Here is a 21,046-nt window from a genome sequence, read left to right as displayed (position 1 = left end):
GTCTTGGCGGCTCAAGAAAAGTCGAGGCAAGCGCTGGTTAACGGTTTCGCTCGTCCTAGGTAAGGGTTCGCGAGTTGTTGCGATTGTGAGCATCTTCGTCTTGGCAGCAGCCCTTGCCGCCGCCGTAACGTCGCCGAGTTGGGTAGACGTACATTTTGGGAAGCTCGATACCAAGTTCTGGTTCCTATGGTTTTGGGCGGTTCTTGAGGTTGTGCACAGCCACGTGTATAGGCTGACTCTTGGGATGCGGAACACTCTGGAGGAGGTTGTTGCCAATCGACGGTGGAGCGAGGCCGGAGTACCGTTGGGTGGGGCGATCGGCGGGCAACTTCGTAAGCTCCGTCATCGGTGTGCCGGAAGCTTCTCTCGGAGAATCGGTGCCTAACACCTATGAGCCTTCGTCCTGTCACCTATGAGCCTTCGTCCTGTCAATAGGCACTAGTTTTTTATTGGCCGCCGCGGAGCGGCCAATCCCAAATCTCTGAGCTAGTGAGCCTGCTTCGGCTGTCATCGTTGGCTGTTGGTGGCTTACAGCAAACACCTATTGAGGCTCTCTTAGCGTGGTTGTTGACCACTGCCAAACCAGGTCGCTCCTTGTAGATTGGTTTGGGGCACTAGACATTCATCGGTTAACCGGTATCTGTCCTAGTCAAAAAGCGGGTTACAGTTTAGTCCCAGTTAGTTTCAGGTTCAGTACCGGTGTAAGCACACTTGCTCAGAGTATTGATGCACGCCAGCAGGATGGATAATCAAAGCGACGGGCTTCGCAGTGGGTGTAGAAATCGGCTTTGCGGGTTGTATATCCAGTCAGCAGACGCCGGTTTTCAGCACACTCCGTCATGATCCAGTTAGACGTTGATCATCATCCTGCTGCGTGACTAACTCGTTAGAAAGCGTTGTTCATCGAATATTTTCTCGTTTTTTAACATGAAATAGACGGCACGGCCTAGCTTGTGAGCTAGGGCAGACAAAGCTTTAGCTTTGCTCATCCGTTTTTGAAAGCGTTGCAATAATTGTTGAGCGCCTGTATTACCTCTGAGATATAAAACAGCGGCTTCAGAGAAAGCCCATTTGAGGTGGGCATTGCCAATTTTGTTGCCTTGAGTGCCATATGTTTTGCCGGCAGATTCAGCTTTGCATTTGATAAGTCTGGCGTATGAAGCAAATTTTTGAACGGATTCGAAGCGTTGAATATCGCCGATTTCATATAGGATGGTCAGTGCGAGTATTCGACCGATACCTGGGATTGTTTTTAGCAGATAGAAGTAGGTGGGTTGGTGCTTCTTGGCTTGTTTTTCCAGAAACCATTCCACCTGGCTAAGCTCCCGGTGGTAGCACTCCAGCACCGCTATATCCAGATTGATATTACGTTGCACTACAGGGTCATGGAAGGTTGTGTTGAGTTGTTCTCGTGCACAAACGTTCTTTAGATTTACTTTGTTCGGCGGTAAATTGTACTGGCTAGTGGTGTTAGCGACATGGGCTTTCATATCAGCGCCATGTCGTACCAGGTTGGTTCTGCGGCGCAACAGATCACGAGTAGCCCGCATGCTGCGCGGATATACATAGGCTAGAGGGAAGTTTCCACCGCGCATTAAGGCAGCAATTTTGAAAGAGTCCACGCGGTCATTTTTGGTTTTGCCGCCATGAATAGCCTTCATATATAAGGCGTGGCCGAGAATAAATTCAATATCATGGTCGTCGCAAAAATCAGCGATCCAGTACCAACAGTGCATGCACTCAACGCCGAGGACAAGATCATCTAAGTAAGGCGTGATAAGTTCAATCAACGCGTCTGGTTTGGCGGGGATCTCCTTATGCAGGAGGGTTTCACCTTGCTGACTGATGATGCAAACATAGAGGCTGCGGGCATGCAGATCGATTCCACAATAGTGTTTATGGGTGCTATTGTAAAAGTTCATTGGGTCTTCTCCTTTTTGGTTTGGTTGCCTTCCAGTTTAGCCAAGCTGGCTAGACTGGGGAGATGGCTCAATGAGTATCAAAGCGCTTCTGTCGGACAAATTTTCCGCTGCGCTCCAAACTTGCCGCAGAGCGCGGCGTTAGGGAGGTTTAATGCGGTTTATCTTACTATTCATTGGCTTGGTATTTCTCTCCGGCTGCGCGAAGAATTGGTATATCGGGGAGTGGCAAGTAACGGATGTAGAGTTTCCAGCTGTAAGTGCAATGAGTAGTGATGAAGCTATTGAGTGGTTCGGCTCTGAAGCAAACTATTTTGAATCACATTTTTCGTTTCGTGATAACGGTTGTGAATCACCTCGTTTTGAACCTGAAACGTTAACGGAATCAGAGTTTTATATTGCTTACCGAACGTCTTTTAGTCAGCTTAACATCGATAGAAAGAGCGTAGGCGTTTTGCAAGTAATTTGTCTGGACAACTCAGTTTATCCGGGCAGTACATTGATTAAAGTAGCTGATGATATCGTTTACACACCGTGGGATGGGGCTTTTTTTAGGCTCGAGAAGATTGCTCCCTAACCAGTCAATAAACTACGCGCCTTCGGCGCCGGACGTGCTGGCGTACGCCGGTTATATCGGGCGTTACGAGTGCTATGGAGTAACCAAATGATTCGCGATTATCGGGCAGACGATATTGATCATATCTTGAAAATTTGGCTATCTGCATCGATTAAGGCGCATGATTTCATCGAATCTTCGTTCTGGAAATCGAAGACCAGCGAGATGCGTGATGTATACATCCCTGCATCGGAGACGCTTGTGTATGAAGCTGGTGGAGAAGTCGTTGGTTTCTATAGCCTTTACGAGAACAATCTTGCCGCGATCTTTGTGGCACCAGGTTCACAAGGCAAGGGGGTGGGCTCACTCTTGCTTGATGATGCTAAGAATAGGCGACAGAGCCTGCAGCTCACTGTATACAAAGAAAATACTCTGAGTATCGAGTTCTATAAGAAACATGGATTCACTTTACTTGGAGAGCAAATTGATGAGCACACTGGACATCCTGAGCTCGTCATGGCGTATCACTCGTAACACGGTGCTTCTGCAGAAAATTTACTCGATAGCGCTCCCAAATTTCCGTAGAGCGCGGCATTAGCAGCCATACTTTTCTACCCTTCCTTGCTAAATGAGTAAAAAAGGAATAATTTATACTCATGCACATTTTTGAGTTTGATAATGATAAGAGCCAAGCGAATCTAAAGAAGCATGGAATGGACTTCCGTGACGCGCAGGCCTTATGGGATGACCAAGATTTACTTGAGATTCAAGCAAAGACTGCCGATGAACCTCGCTACCTCGTTATTGGTCTTATTGGTAGCAAACATTGGTCCGCTGTTATCACTTACCGAGAGGAGAGGATTCGTCTCATCTCGGTAAGACGCTCGCGCAAGAGAGAGGTAGAGTTGTATGAAAGCTAAAGATTTTGACAAGAAATTTGATGAAGATGCAGATGACATCATCGATGATCTGGACGTTAAGAGTGCGCGACGAGTGAACCAAGAAGCGAAGCGCATTAACGTTGATTTTCCGGCTTGGGTCGTGGAGTCGCTTGACCGTGAAGCTGCTCGAATCGGTGTTACTCGGCAATCAATTATCAAAGTCTGGTTGGTGGAACGTTTGCGAGCTGAAGCAGCTAACAAGCCGCTTAAAAGTGACACCGCAAGCGATGCACATTAGCGGGGCGTTAGCCACTAAAAAGGATTTTTCATGGAAACAGATTTTCTAATTCTTTCAATATCCTGCTTAAGCGGTTTTATATATCTAATCATTGGCAATCTGCTTAGCTTCAAACAAAAAGCGGATGTGCTTAACGGAATCGATTTTTCTAAAATTACCGACCTACCTGCTTTCTGCAAATACGTAGGCAATAGCTTTTTATTATCAGGTGCAGTACAAATCTTAGTTGGGGTGTTGGTTTACTTAGCTTATTTCAACCTTTTACTATTCATAGCTATTTTTGTTCTCTTCTCGACATTGCCCATCATTAATGTCGTCAGAGCTATGCGTAAGTTTCAAAAAAGGACTTCGTAAGCAAAGGCTAACAAGCTAATCAACACACTCACTACGTTCGCTGGGACGCATACAAGCGGGGCGGCTTCGCTATTATGCCCCACATGTCTGCACCCGCTATTGGAAAGTCAGGCATTGAAGGAGGGAAGATGCACACTTCAAGTAACAGGTATTTACTGGCTGCGGCAATATGTTGTTTTGCTGCCGCACTTGCTCATGTTGGCTGTATTATTTTCGGAGGCGATTGGTATCGCTTCTTTGGTGCAGGTGAGCAAATGGCCCAGATGGCAGAGCAAGGGCTTTGGTATCCGACCGTTGTAACTTCCGTCATTGTTATGGTGCTTCTGGTTTGGGCGCTTTATGGCTTGTCGGGCGCGGGTGCAATTGAACGTTTACCGCTTACAAAATTGGCGCTAGTCCTCATTGCCACTATATTCTTATTTCGTGGCGTTTTTTTCGTTGGGTTAATGCCGATGTTCCCAGAAAACAGCCTGACGTTTTGGTTAGTTAGTTCAGGGATATGTTTGTTTATTGGCAGCTTGTTCGCTGTAGGGACTTGGCAGCAGTGGCCAGTTTTAGGTGGTAAAAATGCCAAACAAGTTGCGTAATTTCGTTCCGGCCACAATAAGCGTGGCGTTAGAGATTAAGAGGACCGAATGTTGAGGCTCGAAGGAAAAATTGCGTTAGTCACAGGCGCTGCCAAAGGGATTGGTGAGTCGATTGCTCGGCATTTTGCCGCGGAAGGTGCTTTTGTATATGTCACCGATATTGATCAGAATAACGGACAAAAAGTAGCGTCATCCCTTGGCGAATTCGCTCGCTTTGCGTTATTGGATGTTCGTCACGAGCAAGCTTGGCAGCAGCTTACTGAGGAAATAATCGACGCCCACGGTCGGTTAGATATTGTTGTTAATAATGCGGGAATTACCGGCTTTGAAGAGGGCTTTGTTGCTCACGATCCAGAGCATGCAACTCTAGATGCATGGCGAAAAGTACATGAGACTAATCTCGATGGGGTATTTTTAGGATGTAAGTACGCCATAAAAGCCATGCGCAACACGGGCGAGGGCTCGATTATTAACATATCCTCACGGTCTGGAATTGTTGGTATCCCGACCGCCGCAGCCTATGCTTCAAGTAAAGCGGCTGTGCGTAATCATACGAAAAGTGTCGCCTTGTATTGTGCAGAGCAGAATTTGAAGGTGCGATGCAATTCAATTCACCCAGCAGCAATTCTGACTCCGATGTGGGAGCCAATGCTGGGTACTGAGCCTGAGCGCGAAGCGAACATGGCGGCTTTTGTTCAAGACACACCGCTTCGGCGTTTTGGTTTACCCGAAGAAGTTGCCGCGGTAGCGGTTATGCTGGCTTCAAATGAGTCAGGTTATATGACTGGAGCGGAGATAAACATTGATGGCGGCATTCTTGCCGGTTCAGCTGGCACGCCTGCGAAATAATGTCTAACAAAACGCAGCACGGCTCGTCGCCAGTCTTTTCGACAGATACGTAGGAAACCCTGATGGATATGATTGGATAATCTTAATGAATATTCTGCTACTAATCTTATTTAGTATTCATTTCTTAAGCCCTGATACTGAAAGGGAAATACTCAGTTTAAATGAGGACTTGATAGCACAAAATACGGTTTATTTTGACATTAATTCTGGAACTTTCATCGGTGCAGATTCCTTGACCGCGTCTTTAGAACAAGCCCATTTTGTTGCATTGGGGGAGTTACACAATAGAATCAATCTCGGCGAATTAACAGAAGCGTTGTTGCATACGCTGGAGCCCCATGGATTTAATTATTTTGCCGTTGAAACCGGACCTTACTCTGCCCAAAAGCTGCAAAATCTTATTCGAGAAAGCAAACCTGAAGTATCCGCGTTTTATGCAACCTATTCATCTCGCTTGTTTGACATTATCCCGATACCCTTTTTTGAAGGCCAAACCGATCTGCGTTTTCTTTCCACTGCCGACGCACTGGGCTATGAACTTTGGGGGATGGATCAGGAGTTCTACTTTTCTTACATCTATCTGATAGATGAGCTTGCGGCTTTGGCGGGTGAATCTATTACCCGAAATCAGCTCAGACTTCACCGGAAATTGACGCGCAAAATATCTAGGTTGGATAGGCGTAATCAATTTATGGAATTATTCATTAGCAGCTTCCATCGTAGTTGTCGCATTAAAAATGATGCTGATTTTCAGACTTACCTGCAAAGTTTTGCGAACTCCGACGACCCTGATATTCAGTTGATTTTGGACGCTCTTCGACAAACCACGGAAATTTATTGCTTGGCTGAGAAGGGCGAAGTCAGCGAGCCCCGTCGAATCAAATACTTCAAAGAAAATTTTAACCGTAATTTTGAAGAATCGTTGCAAGCAAATCAGGAACCCAAAGTCTTTCTTAAAATGGGCTCATTTCACATGGGGCGTCAACGTAGCCCATTGAATCTCTATGATATCGGAAACCACATATATCAATTGGCTGAATCTCGAAGTCAGTCTTCAGTTCATATCTACTATTTAAACCGTTTTGTTGCAGGCAAGGACATGAAAGGTCAACGGGGATGGGAGGGCTTTGAGCGATTCTTAAGCGTAGGTGAGCGAGAGAAGTGGACATTAACAGACCTTCGGCCGCTGAGAGAGCAATTATTGAACGGCACATTGCATGGAACTGACTGGGAAAGGCGTGTGATTCAGAATTATGATTTCATCATTATCGCTCCTGAAGATGACTGGGTTGAAAGACATTGGTGATTGGTAATCTTTAGATTGGAACAGGAGTTTCTCGTTGAAGTTGAGTAGACGTGTTTTTCGACGAAATACCGCGGTAAAAAATAGGTTTGACCTTTCCGCCATAAAGGATGGAAAGGCCACGATCTCCAAAACGCTAGCGCTCAATTTCTGACAACATATCTTGATTAACGACAAGGTTTCTCACGCCATGTGCGTGATTTTCATCAAATTCGTTGCTTTTGCACCACTGCCCAACGGTCTCAATATTAACCTTTGCGACTTTTGGACGAACGCTCCACGTGACTTGAAAAGGAGAGGGCTGTTCATTATAGGAAGGTCCCGTGGTCGAACCGATATACTGAACTGGATCTCCGGTATTGTTGAGAAGACCAAGCGCTTGGTAATAGCCGTTTTGCTTGCCTACTTGGTTTAGTTCAACAAAATCAAGCGCGTTTTTATCGTTTACAAGCACAAATACTTGCGCCTCTACGCGGAGTTGTGGGTTGACCGTAGACTCTTGGAAACACGTACTTAAAGAATTTCCCGGTGCTGCATTGGCAGTTGAGTAGACATAATGAACTTCAATGGTATCACCGGGATAAACCGCACCATGTTGACTGGGACAGATCGCTTCTTTAGTCGGTTCGAGTTCGTTAGTCGACAAGGTTCCTGAATATCGAAAGCCAGTCTTATAACCGTGCCCATCACCATTACCCGCATAGGTTGTGAACTCGCCACCTTTGTGCTCCGCATGCTTATGAAAGTGGATATCACACAAATTCATTTGTGCATATTCAGGCGCTGCGCCAAACACCCGAGGGTTTGTCCCATGGGGTGAGTCAATATCACGTGGCGCTTGCGGGCCAAAGCCTTTGCCTAGGCTATTTTCAGCCAAATTTTGTCGCTGTTGTTGTATTTCCCAATCAGAAACTGGCTCTGCAACATGCGCGTGAGCGCTGGCTTCGGTTTCGTGTGCTGTGTGCTGACCATCTTGAGTCGCACAACCAGTCATTGCGGCAACACTGGCAAGAGCTAAAACGGCAAGCAATCTCATTCTATTATTCCTTGTGGTCGTATGGATACTGAGTATTTCATCATGCGCTTCCTGCGCTCACTTCTTGAAAACCGTGCATGCCTGCTTCGTGTTCATCTGGAAACACTGGTGCCGCTTGGTATGTATTTGATTTGATAACTTTAGTCTGATTACTATCGGACAGCAAGTGGAATGAACTGATGAAAAAACGGACATCCGAAGATGTCCGTTTTCATTTCTAACATCACCAGTTTATCCGCGTGTCGCGGCTTTCATCTTCGCAACGAAAGCGCCGAGTTGCTCAAGTAATTGCGTCGGTTGATCGAGGTTGTTCTCGATGATTTTCACCACGGCTGAACCGCTGATCGCGCCGGCTGCACCTGCGCTGATGGCTTGGCGAACGTGCTCAGGTTGAGCGATGCCGAACCCGAGTAGTGCTGGCGCACCACCTGCGTCACGCAAGGTGCTCAGCAGAGCTTCGGCTGGTGCATTTAGGGTGTCGTTGGCTCCTGTGACACCGGCACGGCTAAGCAGATAGATATAGCCTTCGCTGGCAGCGGCGACGCTTTTAAGCGTCGCTTCACTGGCGTCTGGTGGTGCGATGAAAATCGGTGCAATGTCATGTGTTTTGGCGATTTCAGAGAAGTGCTTGCCTTCCCGCAAGGGCACGTCCGCAATCAAAACCGAGTCAACCCCAGCGGCTTTTGCGCGCTGATAAAACTGGTTCGTGCCATTCGAGACCACTAGGTTGCAGTAAACCAATAGTCCAATCGGTAGCTCCGGATAGTCGGCGCGAATGCGGGCAATCAGGTCAAAGCATTGTTGGATTTTTAACGGCTGGCTGAGCGCACGAATATTTGCCGCTTGAATGACCGGCCCGTCAGCGACAGGGTCAGAAAAGGGCAAGCCAAGTTCAAGTGCATCGGCGCCATTTTCAATCAGGCAACGAATAATCTTTTCACTGAGCTCGATATTCGGATCGCCAATCGTCACAAACGGCACAAATGCGCCTTCGCCTTTAGCTTTTAACTGACGAAATAATTGGTCATAACGCTGACTCATGACGAGGCTCCTCCTTTCGCTGCGCGTTCTTGTTCTTCGGCGGCGAAAATTTTCCGCACATGGTCGATGTCTTTATCACCGCGTCCCGATAAATTGACTAATAGCACTTCCGGCTTATCGCTGCTTTGCGCGCGTTTTACGGCGTAAGCAAGGGCATGGGCGGATTCAAGCGCGGGAATAATGCCTTCGGCTTGAGACAGCAGTTTAAATGCAGCCAATGCTTCGTCGTCGGTGACGCTGGTGTATTGGGCGCGACCTATCGCATTCAAATGTGCATGTTGTGGGCCAACGCCCGGGTAATCAAGTCCAGCGGACACTGAGTAGCTTTCTTCAATTTGGCCGTCGTCTTCTTGCATTAAGAATGACCGGCAACCATGCAGAACACCGGGTTTACCTGCGGTGAGTGTGGCGCCATGGTGACCCGTGTCGACGCCTTTACCCGCCGGTTCAACCCCGGTTAAGCGGACACTCGGTTCGTCGATAAATTCAGCAAACATGCCGATTGCGTTCGAGCCACCACCAACACAGGCAATGACTTCGTCGGGTAAACGACCTTCTTGGGCGAGAATTTGTTCTTTTGCTTCGGCACCGATCATGCGGTGGAATTCACGCACAATGGTCGGGAACGGATGCGGGCCGGCAGCGGTGCCGAGTAAGTAATGCGTGGTGGGATAACTTGCGGTCCAATCGCGCATGGCTTCATTGACGGCGTCTTTCAGTGTGCCGCTACCCGCGTCGACGGGGATCACGGTTGCGCCCATGAGCTCCATACGGAACACATTCGGCTGTTGCCGTTCGGCGTCTTTGCGACCCATGTAAATGACACATTCAAGGTCAAGTAATGCACAGGCGAGGGCGGTCGCGGTACCGTGTTGGCCGGCACCGGTTTCAGCGATAATACGTTTTTTACCCATGCGCTTGGCTAACAAGGCTTGACCAAGAACCTGGTTGGTTTTGTGTGCGCCACCATGCAACAGATCTTCGCGTTTCAAATAGATCTTGACCGGCGAACCTGCAGTTAAATTTTTACACAGGGTCAGGGGCGTTGGCCGACCCAAGTAAGTTTGTAATAAGTCTTTGAACTCGGCATTGAATTCGGGATCGGCTTGGGCGTCTAAAAACGCTTGTTCAAGCTGGTCCAGCGCCGGTAATAGGATTTCCGGGACAAACTGACCACCGAAATCGCCAAAGTACGCATTCATTTTGGCATCTGACATCGTAAGTTCCTTAATAACTGCGGATTATATTAAAGGCTTGAGTAAGTTTTGCGGCGTCTTTGTGGCCGGGCGTTCGCTCAAAACCGGAGTTTAAATCGAGTGCATAGCAGGATTGTTGCAATGCCTCAGGTAAATTTTCGATCTGCAGACCACCTGCAAGAATCGCTTGATCGGCTGGGAAGTGCTGAATCAAAGACCAATCGAAAGTCTTGCCAGAACCGCCTTTGCCGTGATCAAGTACGTAATGATCGACGCTTGCATCGGGTCGAAAATCAGCGGCACTCGCCGCACTGACCGAGTACGCCAAATGGAGCTTGGTCGTCGATGGCAAGCGTTGCTTTAATGTGGCGAACGTTTGCTGCTCCGATGTCGCCAGATCATGAATTTGAATTGCGGCTAAATCAAGCGCCTCAGCAAGGGCAACTGCGCTGGCGATCAGTGTCTCTGTGTCTCGGTAATCGTCGGCGCTGAGTACCCCAACATAACGCAGGCCGCTCACTTGTTGACGAATTGCCTGCGCTTGTTCTTGATTGACTTTGCGGCTCGAGCGCTGGGCAAAAATAAAGCCAGCGAAGGTCGCACCGCTATCGCGCGCGGCGAAGGCTTGGGCAGCCGAGGTGATGCCACAGACTTTGTGCGAGCCATAAATGAGCTGGCGACAGGCCAAATCAATATCGTTTTGCGCGGTGAGAGAGCCTCCGACTAAAAAACCGTCAACGTGCGGCGCAATGTGACGTACCTGTTGATTATTCTCAATGCCAGACTCGGCAATCAGCACCGCACCTTCAGGTGCCAGAGGAGCAAGCGCTTTGCTGCGTTCAAGATCGACCGACATATCACGGAGGTTGCGATGATTAATGCCAATTACGCTGGCGCCCAGTTGATTGGCGCGCTTCATTTCGGTTGGGTCACTGACTTCAGTCAAGATATGCAGCCCAAGTTGGTTGGCGAATTCGGCAAGTTCTAGGTAAGTCTCATCATCAAGAATTGACAGCATGAGCAAAATCGCATCGGCACCGAAGTAGCGAGCGAGAGCGACTTGGTAGCGACTAAAGATAAAGTCTTTGCATAACACTGGGCAGCGAACTTGGTTACTGACAGCCTGTAAGTAGGCAAAATCACCTTGAAAATAGTCTGGCTCGGTTAGCACCGAAATTGCTGCCGCATAACTTTGGTAAATACGGGCAATCGCGACTGGGTCGAAATCAGGTCGAATGATGCCTTTGGACGGCGATGCCTTTTTACATTCAAGGATAAATTGCGCATTTGGCGCTTTCAGCGCTGCGCTAAAGTCGCGCACTGGCCGAGTACTCGCTTTGGCGGCCGCAATAATCTCGGCTTCCGGATAGTCATGCTGCAGCAACGCTAGACGGTCTTGGCGGGTATCAACGATGGTGCGCAGAATTGAGGGTGTGTCACCCGGCATTTGATAGTGTTTCATCGAAACGCCTCCTGCAACGACGCAAGGTGTGTTGCAACAGCACCAGAAGCGAGGTGCTCAAGACTTGCTTGACAGGCTTCGCGTAACGACGTTTCATGGCCGGTTAAGTAACGCACCGCCGCCGTATTCATGGCGATAGCATCGCGTTGGTGTGGCACACCTTGGCCGTCAAAAACGGCTTGTAACAATCGCGCATTGTGGTCTGCATCGCCACCGCGCAAGGTTTCAATCGACGCCGTTTCGAGACCAAAATCTGCCGGTGTCAGGGTGTATTCCTGAATCGTATCGCCGTTGACTTCGACTACATGTGTTTCGCCATGTAACGCCAGCTCATCAAGACCACTGCCATGGACGACCATGGCACGTTCACAACCCAGCATTTGCAGTGTTTCCGCAAACGGGCGACACAGTTCTGGCGTGTAAACACCGAGCAACTGCGCATTTGGCCGTGCAGGATTAATCAGTGGCCCGAGCAGATTGAAGATGGTTCGCGTTTTCAGCTCTTGCCGAACCGGCATCGCATAGCGCACGCCAGGGTGATAATGCGGTGCGAAGAGAAAACAAAAACCAAAGTCATCGAGTAACTGTTTGTTTTCATCGGGTGACAGGTCGAGAGGAATCCCTAAAGACTCGAGCACATCCGCAGAGCCTGAACGCGACGACACACTGCGATTGCCGTGTTTGGCAATTTTCAAACCCATACTGGCGCAGACCAGTGCTGCTGCCGTCGAAATATTGATCGTGTTGCTTCCATCGCCGCCAGTACCGCAGGTATCGGCAACGGCGTAATCCAGTTGAGGAAAGCGCTTACTACCGGCCAACAAGGCTTTTGCGGCACCGGTGATTTCTTCGGATGTTTCACCACGAATTTTTAAGGCGACGAGAATTGCGGTGATTTGATTTTGAGTTAACTGACCACGAATGAGGTACTCAAAGAGTTTTTCAGTTTCCTTAACGGACAGCTTTTCTCGATTAAGTAATTGATGTAACTCACGCATGGGTGGCTCCTTGAGTGCTCGCCGGTGCATTAGATACCGGCGTTGTACGCGAATGGTTCATTAAATAGTGAATACTGTTTTTGAGTAACTCGGTGCCGGCAGTGGTCATGATCGACTCGGGATGAAATTGGAACCCAATCACCCCGTCGCGTTCGTGGGCAATGGCCATTGGAATGTCTTCATAATTTGCGATGATATCGAGCTCGGCAGGTACCCGAGTTGCTTGCAACGAATGATAACGGGCGACAGGCAAAGGTTGGTCGAGTCCCGAGAAAATAGGGTGAGGGCGACAGGATATTAAACTTGCTTTGCCATGCAGGGTTTCACGGCAGCGATCGACTTCACCACCATAAAGCTCAACCATGGCTTGAAAACCCAAGCAAATACCTAGCATGGGTAGCCGTCCGCGAGCATAGTTGATCACTGCAGGCATGCAGCCAGCCTGACTGGGGTGGCCCGGTCCCGGCGACAAACAGAGGATGACCGGTCCTTGTGCGGCGAGTTCTTCCAAGCGCCGAATGACTACGTCTGCAGCGATGGTATTGCGGTACACCTCGAGGGCGAAACCAAGCTGCTTAAATTCGTCGACTAGGTTGTAGGTAAAACTGTCGATGTTATCAATGAATACAATGTGTCCGGATTTCATGCCAGTTCCTCCGCCGCTTGGTTTGCTGTGGTGATTGCATGAATCACGGCACTTGCTTTTTGTTCGGTTTCACGCACTTCGGCTTGGGTGTCAGAGTCATAGACTACACCCGCACCTGCCTGCACAATTGCTTGTTGGTTCTTCACATAAGCTGAGCGAATAACAATACACGTGTCCATGTCACCGGTGCCGGTAAAATAGCCTACCGCACCGCCATAACTGCCGCGTCGCGTTTTCTCGGCGTGGCGGATTAACGAAGCAGCGCTCACTTTTGGTGCGCCGACGAGTGTCCCCATATTCATGCAGGCGCGATAGGCGTCAAGTGCATCAAGATCGGAACGCAAGGTCGCGACGACACGCGACACTAAATGCATAACGTGAGAGTAACGGTCAACTTTCAGCAAGTCGGCAACATAGCGCGAGCCAACTTCGGCGATGCGGGCTAAGTCGTTGCGGGCTAAGTCGACCAACATCATGTGCTCGGATAACTCTTTAGTGTCTTGGCGTAAAGCAAGCTCGATGCGTGAGTCTTGATCGGCCAAGATCTTACCGGCTTGGTCACGTGCTCGTGGCCGCGTTCCTGCGATTGGATACAGTTCCACTTGGCGGTTTTCGGCAGAGAACTTTAATGCCGATTCCGGAGAAGCGCCAAACAATTCAAACTGCTGTGTCTTTAAATAGAACATGTACGGGCTGGGGTTACTCAACTTGAGTGCGGAATAACTATTCAATGCGCTGTGACAGGGTAAATGGAACTCCCGTGCCGGCACGACTTGAAAAATATCGCCAGCGCGAATGTGCTCTTTCATGGTTTCGACAATGGCGGCATAGTCTGCTCGGTTTGGTTGACTCTGTATTTGGCTAAAGTCGACGGCTAGTTTTGCTGGCGTTTGGTTCGCTTGTTGCTGCGCGGGTTGTTGCAGTCGAGCCGTTAATTCACCAATTCGTTGGCAGAGCTTTTGATGACGGTTGGCGAAATCCGCACCACCAGCAACGATGCCAAGAATATCGGTTGATTGTTGTTGGTGATCGATAATCACCAATGTTTCCGCAAGGTAGAATTGATAGTCGGGGCAGTCGTTATTGCCTTCGCTGACGTCCGGTAACTGTTCGAACGTCGCCAGTAGATCATAAGCGAAAACACCAGCGAGAAAAATGGCAAAGGGATGATCGGTTAAGTTTACCAATTGCTGTTGCAAGATCCGTAGGGGTGTCAAGTTGCCCGGTTGTTTCAGCCGCTCATCTTCGGCCAGGGTGTCTGCTGCTGCAGCAAACTCGACGAACAGTTGTTCCTTTGTCCGCTGCACGTCGATCACGGAACTAACTTGCTGGAGCTGCGTGGCAAACCATGGCAGTAAAGTCTGACCGTTTGTTGTCAGGGCACAAATCTCGATACGATTCCCACGGCAGATTAACCGCAAAGAGGGGTCGACCATGAGCAAGCTTTTCAAATTTGTCCGTGAGTTGACCTCGGCGGATTCAAGTAACAGGTGCTCGCCCTGATGATCGGCTAAACAGCGCAGTACTTCGACTGGATCGGCTTGATAGCGTGCATTGAGGGAAACGCTATACATCTGCCCCAGTTGTGGGCTTGAGTCCTGATTTTGCGACATTGACTTCATCCTGCTGTACGTATTTGAAATTAATGATTGTGCTAATTCTTCTGCGGGATGAAAAAACAAACCCGCTAATCAGCGGGTTCGTTGTCTTTCTGGTAAACAAAGCGCGTTTTACGCACACAGAAATCCACCTACCCGCAAGGTAAGTGCCACCACCAACGATGAGTTAATGTCTGTGCTGTTCTAAGCGTGGTCATGCTTCGTTATGCCTTTTTTTTAGAGTTTTTTGAGTTGTTACAAACCTTGTTTATTGTCAGACCCCTTGTTCACCGAGTGGCTCGGGAAGAGGTTTATACAACTTAATAATCTTGTATGTCTTTAATAAACAGTTGCACCTTAAAACGACTCAAGAATACTGTCAATAATAATTTGCCATTTTTGTTTGAAGTTAATGATAAACTAACTCATTGGCGACACTTTTAAGTGCTGTGAAGATGCAGGAAGGGATGTGAGTAGATGCAGAAGCGAATTGATTTACATTGTCATACAACGGCCTCAGATGGTGAATTAACACCCGCTGAGATCGTGTTGCGTGCCAGTGTGATGCAACTCGATGTATTGGCGATCACGGACCATGACTCCATTGCGGGTTGGCAACCCGCGCGTGCAGCGCAAGCGAAAGTCGCGCCGAAATTGCAGCTCATCAGTGGGGTTGAAATCAGCACACGTTGGCACGGATTTGAAATTCACATTTTAGGTTGGAATTTTGACCCCGACCATCCGCAGTTGTTGTCTTTGTTGCAAGCCCAGCAGCAGCGTCGACAAGAACGGGCGCAATTGATTCGCGATAAATTGATTCAGCGTGGTTTGCCTGCAGCGCAGTTACCCGAGGTCGACCTTGATAGCGATCGGGTGTTGACGCGCTTGCATTTCGCCGAAGCGTTGGTCACGCATGGCGCAGCCAAAACAGTTCAAGACGCTTTTGATCGCTATTTAGGTAAAGGGCAGTCTGCCTATGTTGCACCTGCTTGGTGTTCCGTTGACGAAGCGATTAGTGCGATTCAAGCCGCCGGCGGGACCACCTCTATTGCCCATCCGCTTGCTTACCCATTGAGTAATAAATGGCTAAGGCGTTTATTAACAGAATTTAAAGCGAGCGGCGGCGATGGCATCGAGATCAGTATGTCACAGCAGGGACTTCATCAACGGCAATGGCTAACGGAGCTTGCGCTCGAATATGACCTTGCCGGTAGCGTTGGTTCAGACTTTCATCGACCCAGTAAATGGCGTGAACTTGGGCGACATTTAAATTTGCCAGAAAGTGTGCGACCCGTCTGGCAAGCTTGGGTAAATATGTAATAATGGTGTCGTTATTTTTTAGGCAACGCGAGAGGTTTTCGCAATGAGTCAGTTTTTTCAAATTCATCCTGATAATCCGCAGGTACGTTTGCTTCAGCAGGCGGCCGATATTGTGCGGAGTGGTGGGGTGATTGTGTATCCAACCGACTCGGGTTATGCGATTGGTTGTCAGTTGCAGAATAAAGACGCAATTGAGCGAATTCTACAAATTCGGCAACTGGGAAAGGAACACAATTTCACCTTGGTCTGTCGCGACTTATCGGAGCTCTCCATTTATGCCAAGGTGGGGAATCAAGCATTCCGACTGTTGAAAAACAACACGCCCGGACCGTACACCTTTGTGTTACGTGGCACCAAAGAAGTGCCGAAACGGCTGTTGAATCCGAAACGCAAAACGATTGGTTTGCGGGTGCCGGACAATAAAATTGCCCAGGGCCTGCTTAGCGAACTCAATGAACCCATGATGTCGACGACCATGATTTTTCCAGGTGAAGAGTTTGCCGAGCCAGATCCGTACGAAATTCGTCTGCGCTTAGAAAAGGTCGTGGATCTTGTCATCGATGGGGGCCATCTGATGGAGCATCCAACCACGGTGGTCGATATGGTCGACGATGAGATTCAGGTGATTCGTGTGGGTGAGGGCGATCCGGAACCTTTTAGTTGATGATCAAGACTCATGAAAAAGGTCGGTTGATTTGAGTGAAATCGAGCAGTCAGCAACGTCCACATTGATTTCTGCCCAGCAGTCGTTACCGCTGGGCTTTGTCCGTGGTGAGCCGATCTTCGAGCAACCGGAAGACCTTTATATTCCGCCTGAAGCCCTTGAGTTAATGCTGGACTTGTTTTCTGGGCCGATGGACTTGCTGTTGTATCTGATTCGCCGGCAAAAAATGGATATTCTTGATCTGCCGATTCTGAGAATCACCGAACAGTATATGACTTACGTCGATATGATGCGTGAGCTGAAATTAGAACTCGCGGCTGAATATCTACTCATGGCGGCCATGCTGGCTGAGATTAAAAGTCGCATGTTATTGCCGCAAACGCCCGACGACGAAGATGATGAGTCGGATCCGCGAGCGGAGTTAGTGCGACGCTTGCAGGAATACGAAATTGTTCGTGAAGGTGCGCAGCAACTCGATGAGCAACCGCAGCAAGAGCGTGATTACTTTATTGCGACTGCGGAAACTGATGCACGTGAATTGGCTGGGCAAGCCCCCCCGGACGTCAGTTTGGCGGAATTAGGCTTAGCGTTGGCGAAAGTGATGCAGTTAGTTGATGCGCAAGCGCATCATCAGATTAAACGTGAGCACCTGTCGACTCGGGAACGCATGTCGTCGATTTTGAGTCAACTCGAATCGTCTGGGCAATTGCAGTTTCAACAGCTTTTTGTCTTGAAAGAAGGGCGCGCAGGGGTCATTGTCAGTTTTTTGGCCATTTTAGAATTAAATAAAGAAGGCTTAATTGTATTAACCCAGGCGGAGAATTTTTCGCAGTTATATGTCCGCAAAGCGAGCGAAAAGGATTTCGACGTGTATCAGAGGGGCGGCTAAGATGATCTCAGATCAACAATTAAAGCAATTGATTGAAGCGGCTATATTTGCGGCGGAGCAACCCGTCACGGTTGAGCAATTATTAGGTGGTGTGCTCGCCAACTTTTCACTGAATCGACCTCGCGTACGCCAAGTCTTAGAGGCGCTGCAGCATGATTACCAAGACCGTGGCATTGAATTAGTCGAAGTCGCTTCAGGTTATCGATTTCAAACTCGACCTGAACTTGGCCCTGCGCTGGTGCATATGTGGCCAGAGCGCGCACCGCGTTATTCTGCGGCATTATTGGAAACGCTGGCACTAATCGCTTGGCGTCAACCCGTGACTCGCGGTGAAATTGAGGCTGTACGTGGTGTGTCCGTCAGCACTCAGATTATGAAAACATTACAAGAACGTGGCTGGGTGAAAGTGGTTGGCCATAAAGAAGTACCCGGTCGCCCAGCGTTATACGCGACTACGAAAGCATTTTTAGATTATTTTTCATTAACATCCATTAGTGATTTACCGGCGCTGACACAAGAGCGTCCGGCATTAGTTGAGCTCGATACAGTCAACGAGCAAGCTGATTTATTGACAGACACGCGGGAGCGTGACGCAGAAGAGGAAAACGAAGCGTGAAAGACACCGAAAAACTACAGAAAGTGTTGGCACGGTCAGGGCATGGCTCTCGACGTGAAATAGAAAGCATGATTAGCGAGGGACGTATTCGCGTCAATGATCATGTCGCCACACTGGGTGAACGAGTCGCGCCAGACGCAGTGATTCGTGTCGATGGGCACAAAGTTCAATTGCGTGACCCTGAAGAACAGCATTGCCGCGTTTTGCTCTATCACAAGCCGGAAGGTGAATTAGTGACCCGCAAAGACCCAGAAGGTCGTGCAACGGTCTATGAGCGCTTGCCACCGATGAAGAATGCTCGTTGGATTGCAATTGGTCGGCTCGATATCAACACCTCCGGGTTGTTGCTGATGACCACCGATGGTGAGTTAGCGAATCGGATGATGCATCCAAGCTATGAGGTCGAACGCGAATACGCCGTGCGCGTCTTCGGTGAAGTCACGGAAAGTCAGATTCAGAAGCTGTTGCGTGGCGTCGAACTTGAAGACGGTATGGCGCGCTTTAAGAAAATCCGCCGCCGCGGTGGCGAAGGGTTAAACCAATGGTTTCATGTCATTCTGACCGAAGGCCGCAATCGCGAAGTTCGCCGTTTGTGGGCGTCTCAGGGACTGACGGTCAGTCGTTTGATTCGCGTGCGTATGGGCGAGCTGACTTTACCGAAAGGTTTGGTCGCAGGCGGTTGGATGGAACTGCCACTCACTGATGTCAACTATTTGCGTAAGTTGGTGGAATTAGACACGATTGATTCCGCACCGGTGATTTCGCGAGAAGATCAAGAGCGAGCCATTAAACAGGCGCGTCGCGCGCAACGACGCCGTCAACCAGCCAGTAAGTCGCGGACGAGCACTGCTGCGCCGGATCGAAATGCGAAGCAGCCTGCTGAGCGACGTTCACCGAAAACTGCAGGAAAACGGCAGCCAACGGGCAACAAAGGGAAATTAAGAACGACGAAGAAACCGTCACGTGAAGGCAGTGGGCGTTCGCCAGATCAAGGTAAAGGTCAAGGTTCAGGAAAGGATCGCAAGTAATGTACGTGACTGAATGGCAAGAAACAAAAAGTGTTTGGCTACGCTGGCCTAGCCGCGAAGATATTTGGCCTGAGCAAGGGCGCGCAGTGCAAGCTGAACTCTTGGCGCTGATTGCGGCACTGACGACGCGTCAAGTTCCGGTGAATTTGCAATTTGGGGCAGCTGACGAAGCGCGCCTCAAGGATCAGCTCGGTATTGACTCGTCGATCGAACAGCGATTTTTGACTCTTCAGTGTGTCGAATTCGGTGAAGTTTGGTTGCGCGATTGTGCGCCGTTTATCGTTCGTTCTGACGGCGGTCAAGCCGCCGCATACGCTTATGACTTTGATGGTTGGGGCGGTATTGATGATCATGTGGCAGCTGATTTAAGTGCGCGTGACTGGCTCATTCAACAGCTGAACCTGCCCACGATGCAGCGTGACATGGTGTTGGAAGGCGGTGCTGTCCATCATGATGGTGAAGGTACCGCGCTAATCTGCACCGGCAGTATTTTGTATCGGCAGGCGAACCATGGGCTTACTGCAGCAGAACTTGCCACTGAATTGCAAGTAGCGTTGGGAATTGACAAGGTTTTAACCTTGCCGGGACGTCTAAATGCGGATGAAACTGGCGGCCATATCGATAACCTCGCTTGTTTTATTGCACCAGCGACCGTCGTCGTTGCCGCCACGCAAGATCCAAGTCACCCTGATTACGCGACCTGCCGTCGTGTCGTTGACTTTTTGCAACATGCGCGCGATGCCAAAGGTCGAGCGCTGACGGTGCATACGCTACCGTTGCCGCGTTCACCACGATTATCAGCCGCAGAAAGTGCTGCGATTGCACACCGGCCAGGCATTCGTAAACGTATTGCAGGCATGGCATTGATGGCGAGTTACGTGAACTTTTTACGCATCGAACGGCCTGATAAGAAGCTTATTGTATTGCCGAGTTTTGGTTTACCCACGGATGCGCAAGCACAGCATCAAATGCAAACCTTGCTACCGGAACATGAGGTATTACTGATTCCCGCGCGTTCGTTGCTCGTAGGGGGCGGTGCTTGGCATTGTGCCAGTTTCGTAGAACCTGCTTAAGTATTTAATTGCGTGTCGAGCGCAAGAGAGGTTGGTATGAAGTTACGTCTAATCGCAGTAGTTGGTTGTACCCTTCCTTGGTTGTTAGCGTGTCAGCCGGCTGCCGTTAATGAACAAGACTATATCGAAGTGCAGGGGAGCGGCGTCGCCGTTGCCGTACCAGATCGCGTGTCGATGGTGTTTGCCATTGAAGCTGAAGGCCAAGACTTAACCCAGTTGAAACAACGTGTCGACGCGACGACAGTGAACATGCTCGATTTGTTTACGGAAATGAATATACCGCGACAACAAATTCGTTCATGGAATGTGAGTGTGCAGCCGATCTATAACTATCGAGACGGCAACCGCGAATTCCAAGGGTATCAAGTCTCCCGTGATTTACAGGTCACTTTTGACGAGTTGGAACGGTTCGATGAAATCCTCGATAATGCACTGCAGGCTGGAATTGGTAATTTAAGCCGAGTGAATTTCACCGTTGCAGATCCTTCGCCGTACTATGAGCAAGCACGCGCTGCTGCCGTCGAGCATGCGCATGCAAAGGCCAAACAAATGGCTGAGCTGAGCGGTCGCTGGCTAGGAAATGCTATACAGATTAGAGAGCAGGGTGGCCATCAAGAACGTATCTTAGTCACGGGCTCACGAATGATGGCGTCCGATAGCAGTGCAACTGAAGCTGGCGAACAAGAAATCCGCGCCCAAGTGTTTATTCGCTATGCACTTGAGGACTAAAGC

General features: G+C 49.3%; 23 protein-coding genes. 15 read left to right on the top strand and 8 right to left on the bottom strand.

The window, feature by feature from the left end:
• Positions 1-878 precede the first annotated feature (878 nt).
• Complete coding sequence (locus tag LAT77_RS01825) at positions 879-1,922, bottom strand: IS110 family transposase (protein WP_290562823.1); 1,044 nt, start codon at positions 1,920-1,922, stop codon at positions 879-881.
• A 151-nt stretch (positions 1,923-2,073) separates the two neighbouring features.
• Here LAT77_RS01825 and LAT77_RS01820 point away from each other — a divergent pair, with 151 nt between their 5' ends.
• From LAT77_RS01820 to LAT77_RS01785, 8 genes are all read left to right on the top strand, one after another.
• On the top strand, positions 2,074-2,496 hold the full coding sequence (locus LAT77_RS01820; RefSeq protein ID WP_290562822.1) for a hypothetical protein: 423 nt from the start codon (positions 2,074-2,076) through the stop codon (positions 2,494-2,496).
• Positions 2,497-2,583: 87 nt separating this feature from the next.
• Positions 2,584-3,009, top strand: a complete 426-nt coding sequence (locus LAT77_RS01815) for an N-acetyltransferase (RefSeq protein WP_290562821.1) — start codon at positions 2,584-2,586, stop codon at positions 3,007-3,009.
• Between the two features lie 122 nt (positions 3,010-3,131).
• On the top strand, positions 3,132-3,395 hold the full coding sequence (locus LAT77_RS01810) for a BrnT family toxin (RefSeq protein ID WP_290562820.1): 264 nt from the start codon (positions 3,132-3,134) through the stop codon (positions 3,393-3,395).
• A complete protein-coding gene (locus LAT77_RS01805) occupies positions 3,385-3,654 on the top strand; it encodes a CopG family transcriptional regulator (protein WP_290562819.1) in 270 nt (89 codons plus the stop codon). The genes LAT77_RS01810 and LAT77_RS01805 overlap by 11 nt, the downstream gene beginning before the upstream one ends.
• A 30-nt stretch (positions 3,655-3,684) precedes the next feature.
• The gene (locus tag LAT77_RS01800; protein WP_290562818.1) at positions 3,685-4,008 is read left to right on the top strand and encodes a hypothetical protein; all 324 of its coding nucleotides are present in this window, start codon (positions 3,685-3,687) and stop codon (positions 4,006-4,008) included.
• Positions 4,009-4,136: 128 nt separating this feature from the next.
• Positions 4,137-4,595: a hypothetical protein gene (locus LAT77_RS01795; protein ID WP_290562817.1), complete on the top strand. Its 459-nt coding sequence runs from the start codon at positions 4,137-4,139 to the stop codon at positions 4,593-4,595.
• 48 nt (positions 4,596-4,643) lie between these two features.
• Positions 4,644-5,444: a glucose 1-dehydrogenase gene (locus tag LAT77_RS01790; RefSeq protein WP_290562816.1), complete on the top strand. Its 801-nt coding sequence runs from the start codon at positions 4,644-4,646 to the stop codon at positions 5,442-5,444.
• Between the two features lie 85 nt (positions 5,445-5,529).
• Positions 5,530-6,750 carry a hypothetical protein gene (locus LAT77_RS01785; protein WP_290562815.1) on the top strand — a complete coding sequence of 407 codons (1,221 nt, stop codon included), beginning with the start codon at positions 5,530-5,532 and terminating at the stop codon, positions 6,748-6,750.
• Between the two features lie 133 nt (positions 6,751-6,883).
• On the opposite strand, the gene LAT77_RS01780 is transcribed toward LAT77_RS01785, so the two are convergent.
• The 7 genes from LAT77_RS01780 to LAT77_RS01750 form a co-directional block, all read right to left on the bottom strand.
• A complete protein-coding gene (locus tag LAT77_RS01780; RefSeq protein ID WP_290562838.1) occupies positions 6,884-7,741 on the bottom strand; it encodes a delta-class carbonic anhydrase in 858 nt (285 codons plus the stop codon).
• 273 nt (positions 7,742-8,014) lie between these two features.
• Positions 8,015-8,824 (bottom strand): tryptophan synthase subunit alpha, encoded by an 810-nt coding sequence (gene trpA, locus LAT77_RS01775; RefSeq protein WP_290562814.1) that lies wholly within the window; start codon positions 8,822-8,824, stop codon positions 8,015-8,017.
• Positions 8,821-10,041, bottom strand: a complete 1,221-nt coding sequence (gene trpB, locus LAT77_RS01770; protein WP_290562813.1) for a tryptophan synthase subunit beta — start codon at positions 10,039-10,041, stop codon at positions 8,821-8,823. Before trpB ends, trpA begins: the two co-directional genes overlap by 4 nt.
• A 10-nt stretch (positions 10,042-10,051) precedes the next feature.
• Entirely contained in the window at positions 10,052-11,482 is a 1,431-nt protein-coding gene (gene trpCF / locus LAT77_RS01765; RefSeq protein WP_290562812.1) for a bifunctional indole-3-glycerol-phosphate synthase TrpC/phosphoribosylanthranilate isomerase TrpF, read from the bottom strand.
• Positions 11,479-12,480, bottom strand: coding sequence for an anthranilate phosphoribosyltransferase (trpD, locus tag LAT77_RS01760; RefSeq protein ID WP_290562811.1), 1,002 nt, complete (start codon positions 12,478-12,480; stop codon positions 11,479-11,481). The genes trpCF and trpD overlap by 4 nt, the downstream gene beginning before the upstream one ends.
• Complete coding sequence (locus LAT77_RS01755) at positions 12,473-13,126, bottom strand: aminodeoxychorismate/anthranilate synthase component II (RefSeq protein ID WP_290562810.1); 654 nt, start codon at positions 13,124-13,126, stop codon at positions 12,473-12,475. The genes trpD and LAT77_RS01755 overlap by 8 nt, the downstream gene beginning before the upstream one ends.
• Positions 13,123-14,739, bottom strand: a complete 1,617-nt coding sequence (locus tag LAT77_RS01750) for an anthranilate synthase component 1 (protein ID WP_290562809.1) — start codon at positions 14,737-14,739, stop codon at positions 13,123-13,125. The genes LAT77_RS01755 and LAT77_RS01750 overlap by 4 nt, the downstream gene beginning before the upstream one ends.
• A 462-nt stretch (positions 14,740-15,201) precedes the next feature.
• On the opposite strand from LAT77_RS01750, the gene LAT77_RS01745 reads away from it, so the two are divergent.
• The 7 genes from LAT77_RS01745 to LAT77_RS01715 are packed head-to-tail and all read left to right on the top strand — an operon-like array spanning position 15,202 to position 21,043.
• Positions 15,202-16,044 carry a PHP domain-containing protein gene (locus LAT77_RS01745; protein ID WP_290562808.1) on the top strand — a complete coding sequence of 281 codons (843 nt, stop codon included), beginning with the start codon at positions 15,202-15,204 and terminating at the stop codon, positions 16,042-16,044.
• A 43-nt stretch (positions 16,045-16,087) separates the two neighbouring features.
• Positions 16,088-16,708 (top strand): L-threonylcarbamoyladenylate synthase, encoded by a 621-nt coding sequence (locus LAT77_RS01740; protein WP_290562807.1) that lies wholly within the window; start codon positions 16,088-16,090, stop codon positions 16,706-16,708.
• A 31-nt stretch (positions 16,709-16,739) separates the two neighbouring features.
• Entirely contained in the window at positions 16,740-17,597 is an 858-nt protein-coding gene (locus LAT77_RS01735) for a segregation/condensation protein A (protein ID WP_290562806.1), read from the top strand.
• Between the two features lies 1 nt (position 17,598).
• Positions 17,599-18,213: an SMC-Scp complex subunit ScpB gene (gene scpB, locus LAT77_RS01730; RefSeq protein ID WP_290562805.1), complete on the top strand. Its 615-nt coding sequence runs from the start codon at positions 17,599-17,601 to the stop codon at positions 18,211-18,213.
• Positions 18,210-19,241, top strand: a complete 1,032-nt coding sequence (rluB, locus tag LAT77_RS01725) for a 23S rRNA pseudouridine(2605) synthase RluB (RefSeq protein WP_290562804.1) — start codon at positions 18,210-18,212, stop codon at positions 19,239-19,241. Before scpB ends, rluB begins: the two co-directional genes overlap by 4 nt.
• Positions 19,241-20,314 (top strand): agmatine/peptidylarginine deiminase, encoded by a 1,074-nt coding sequence (locus LAT77_RS01720; protein WP_290562803.1) that lies wholly within the window; start codon positions 19,241-19,243, stop codon positions 20,312-20,314. The genes rluB and LAT77_RS01720 overlap by 1 nt, the downstream gene beginning before the upstream one ends.
• 36 nt (positions 20,315-20,350) lie before the next feature.
• Positions 20,351-21,043 (top strand): SIMPL domain-containing protein, encoded by a 693-nt coding sequence (locus tag LAT77_RS01715; protein ID WP_290562802.1) that lies wholly within the window; start codon positions 20,351-20,353, stop codon positions 21,041-21,043.
• Positions 21,044-21,046: the final 3 nt, after the last annotated feature.

This window comes from Aliidiomarina sp., from assembly GCF_022565475.1.
GTDB lineage: Bacteria > Pseudomonadota > Gammaproteobacteria > Enterobacterales > Alteromonadaceae > Aliidiomarina.
This window is presented reverse-complemented; position numbering and strand designations above follow the sequence as displayed.

Coding starts and splice junctions, on each gene's coding strand:
- LAT77_RS01825 (WP_290562823.1), bottom strand. CDS start 1,922: ATGAACTTTTACAATAGCACCCATAAACACTATTGTGGAATCGATCTG.
- LAT77_RS01820 (WP_290562822.1), top strand. CDS start 2,074: ATGCGGTTTATCTTACTATTCATTGGCTTGGTATTTCTCTCCGGCTGC.
- LAT77_RS01815 (WP_290562821.1), top strand. CDS start 2,584: ATGATTCGCGATTATCGGGCAGACGATATTGATCATATCTTGAAAATT.
- LAT77_RS01810 (WP_290562820.1), top strand. CDS start 3,132: ATGCACATTTTTGAGTTTGATAATGATAAGAGCCAAGCGAATCTAAAG.
- LAT77_RS01805 (WP_290562819.1), top strand. CDS start 3,385: ATGAAAGCTAAAGATTTTGACAAGAAATTTGATGAAGATGCAGATGAC.
- LAT77_RS01800 (WP_290562818.1), top strand. CDS start 3,685: ATGGAAACAGATTTTCTAATTCTTTCAATATCCTGCTTAAGCGGTTTT.
- LAT77_RS01795 (WP_290562817.1), top strand. CDS start 4,137: ATGCACACTTCAAGTAACAGGTATTTACTGGCTGCGGCAATATGTTGT.
- LAT77_RS01790 (WP_290562816.1), top strand. CDS start 4,644: ATGTTGAGGCTCGAAGGAAAAATTGCGTTAGTCACAGGCGCTGCCAAA.
- LAT77_RS01785 (WP_290562815.1), top strand. CDS start 5,530: ATGAATATTCTGCTACTAATCTTATTTAGTATTCATTTCTTAAGCCCT.
- LAT77_RS01780 (WP_290562838.1), bottom strand. CDS start 7,741: ATGACTGGTTGTGCGACTCAAGATGGTCAGCACACAGCACACGAAACC.
- trpA (WP_290562814.1), bottom strand. CDS start 8,824: ATGAGTCAGCGTTATGACCAATTATTTCGTCAGTTAAAAGCTAAAGGC.
- trpB (WP_290562813.1), bottom strand. CDS start 10,041: ATGTCAGATGCCAAAATGAATGCGTACTTTGGCGATTTCGGTGGTCAG.
- trpCF (WP_290562812.1), bottom strand. CDS start 11,482: ATGAAACACTATCAAATGCCGGGTGACACACCCTCAATTCTGCGCACC.
- trpD (WP_290562811.1), bottom strand. CDS start 12,480: ATGCGTGAGTTACATCAATTACTTAATCGAGAAAAGCTGTCCGTTAAG.
- LAT77_RS01755 (WP_290562810.1), bottom strand. CDS start 13,126: ATGAAATCCGGACACATTGTATTCATTGATAACATCGACAGTTTTACC.
- LAT77_RS01750 (WP_290562809.1), bottom strand. CDS start 14,739: ATGTCGCAAAATCAGGACTCAAGCCCACAACTGGGGCAGATGTATAGC.
- LAT77_RS01745 (WP_290562808.1), top strand. CDS start 15,202: ATGCAGAAGCGAATTGATTTACATTGTCATACAACGGCCTCAGATGGT.
- LAT77_RS01740 (WP_290562807.1), top strand. CDS start 16,088: ATGAGTCAGTTTTTTCAAATTCATCCTGATAATCCGCAGGTACGTTTG.
- scpB (WP_290562805.1), top strand. CDS start 17,599: ATGATCTCAGATCAACAATTAAAGCAATTGATTGAAGCGGCTATATTT.
- LAT77_RS01720 (WP_290562803.1), top strand. CDS start 19,241: ATGTACGTGACTGAATGGCAAGAAACAAAAAGTGTTTGGCTACGCTGG.
- LAT77_RS01715 (WP_290562802.1), top strand. CDS start 20,351: ATGAAGTTACGTCTAATCGCAGTAGTTGGTTGTACCCTTCCTTGGTTG.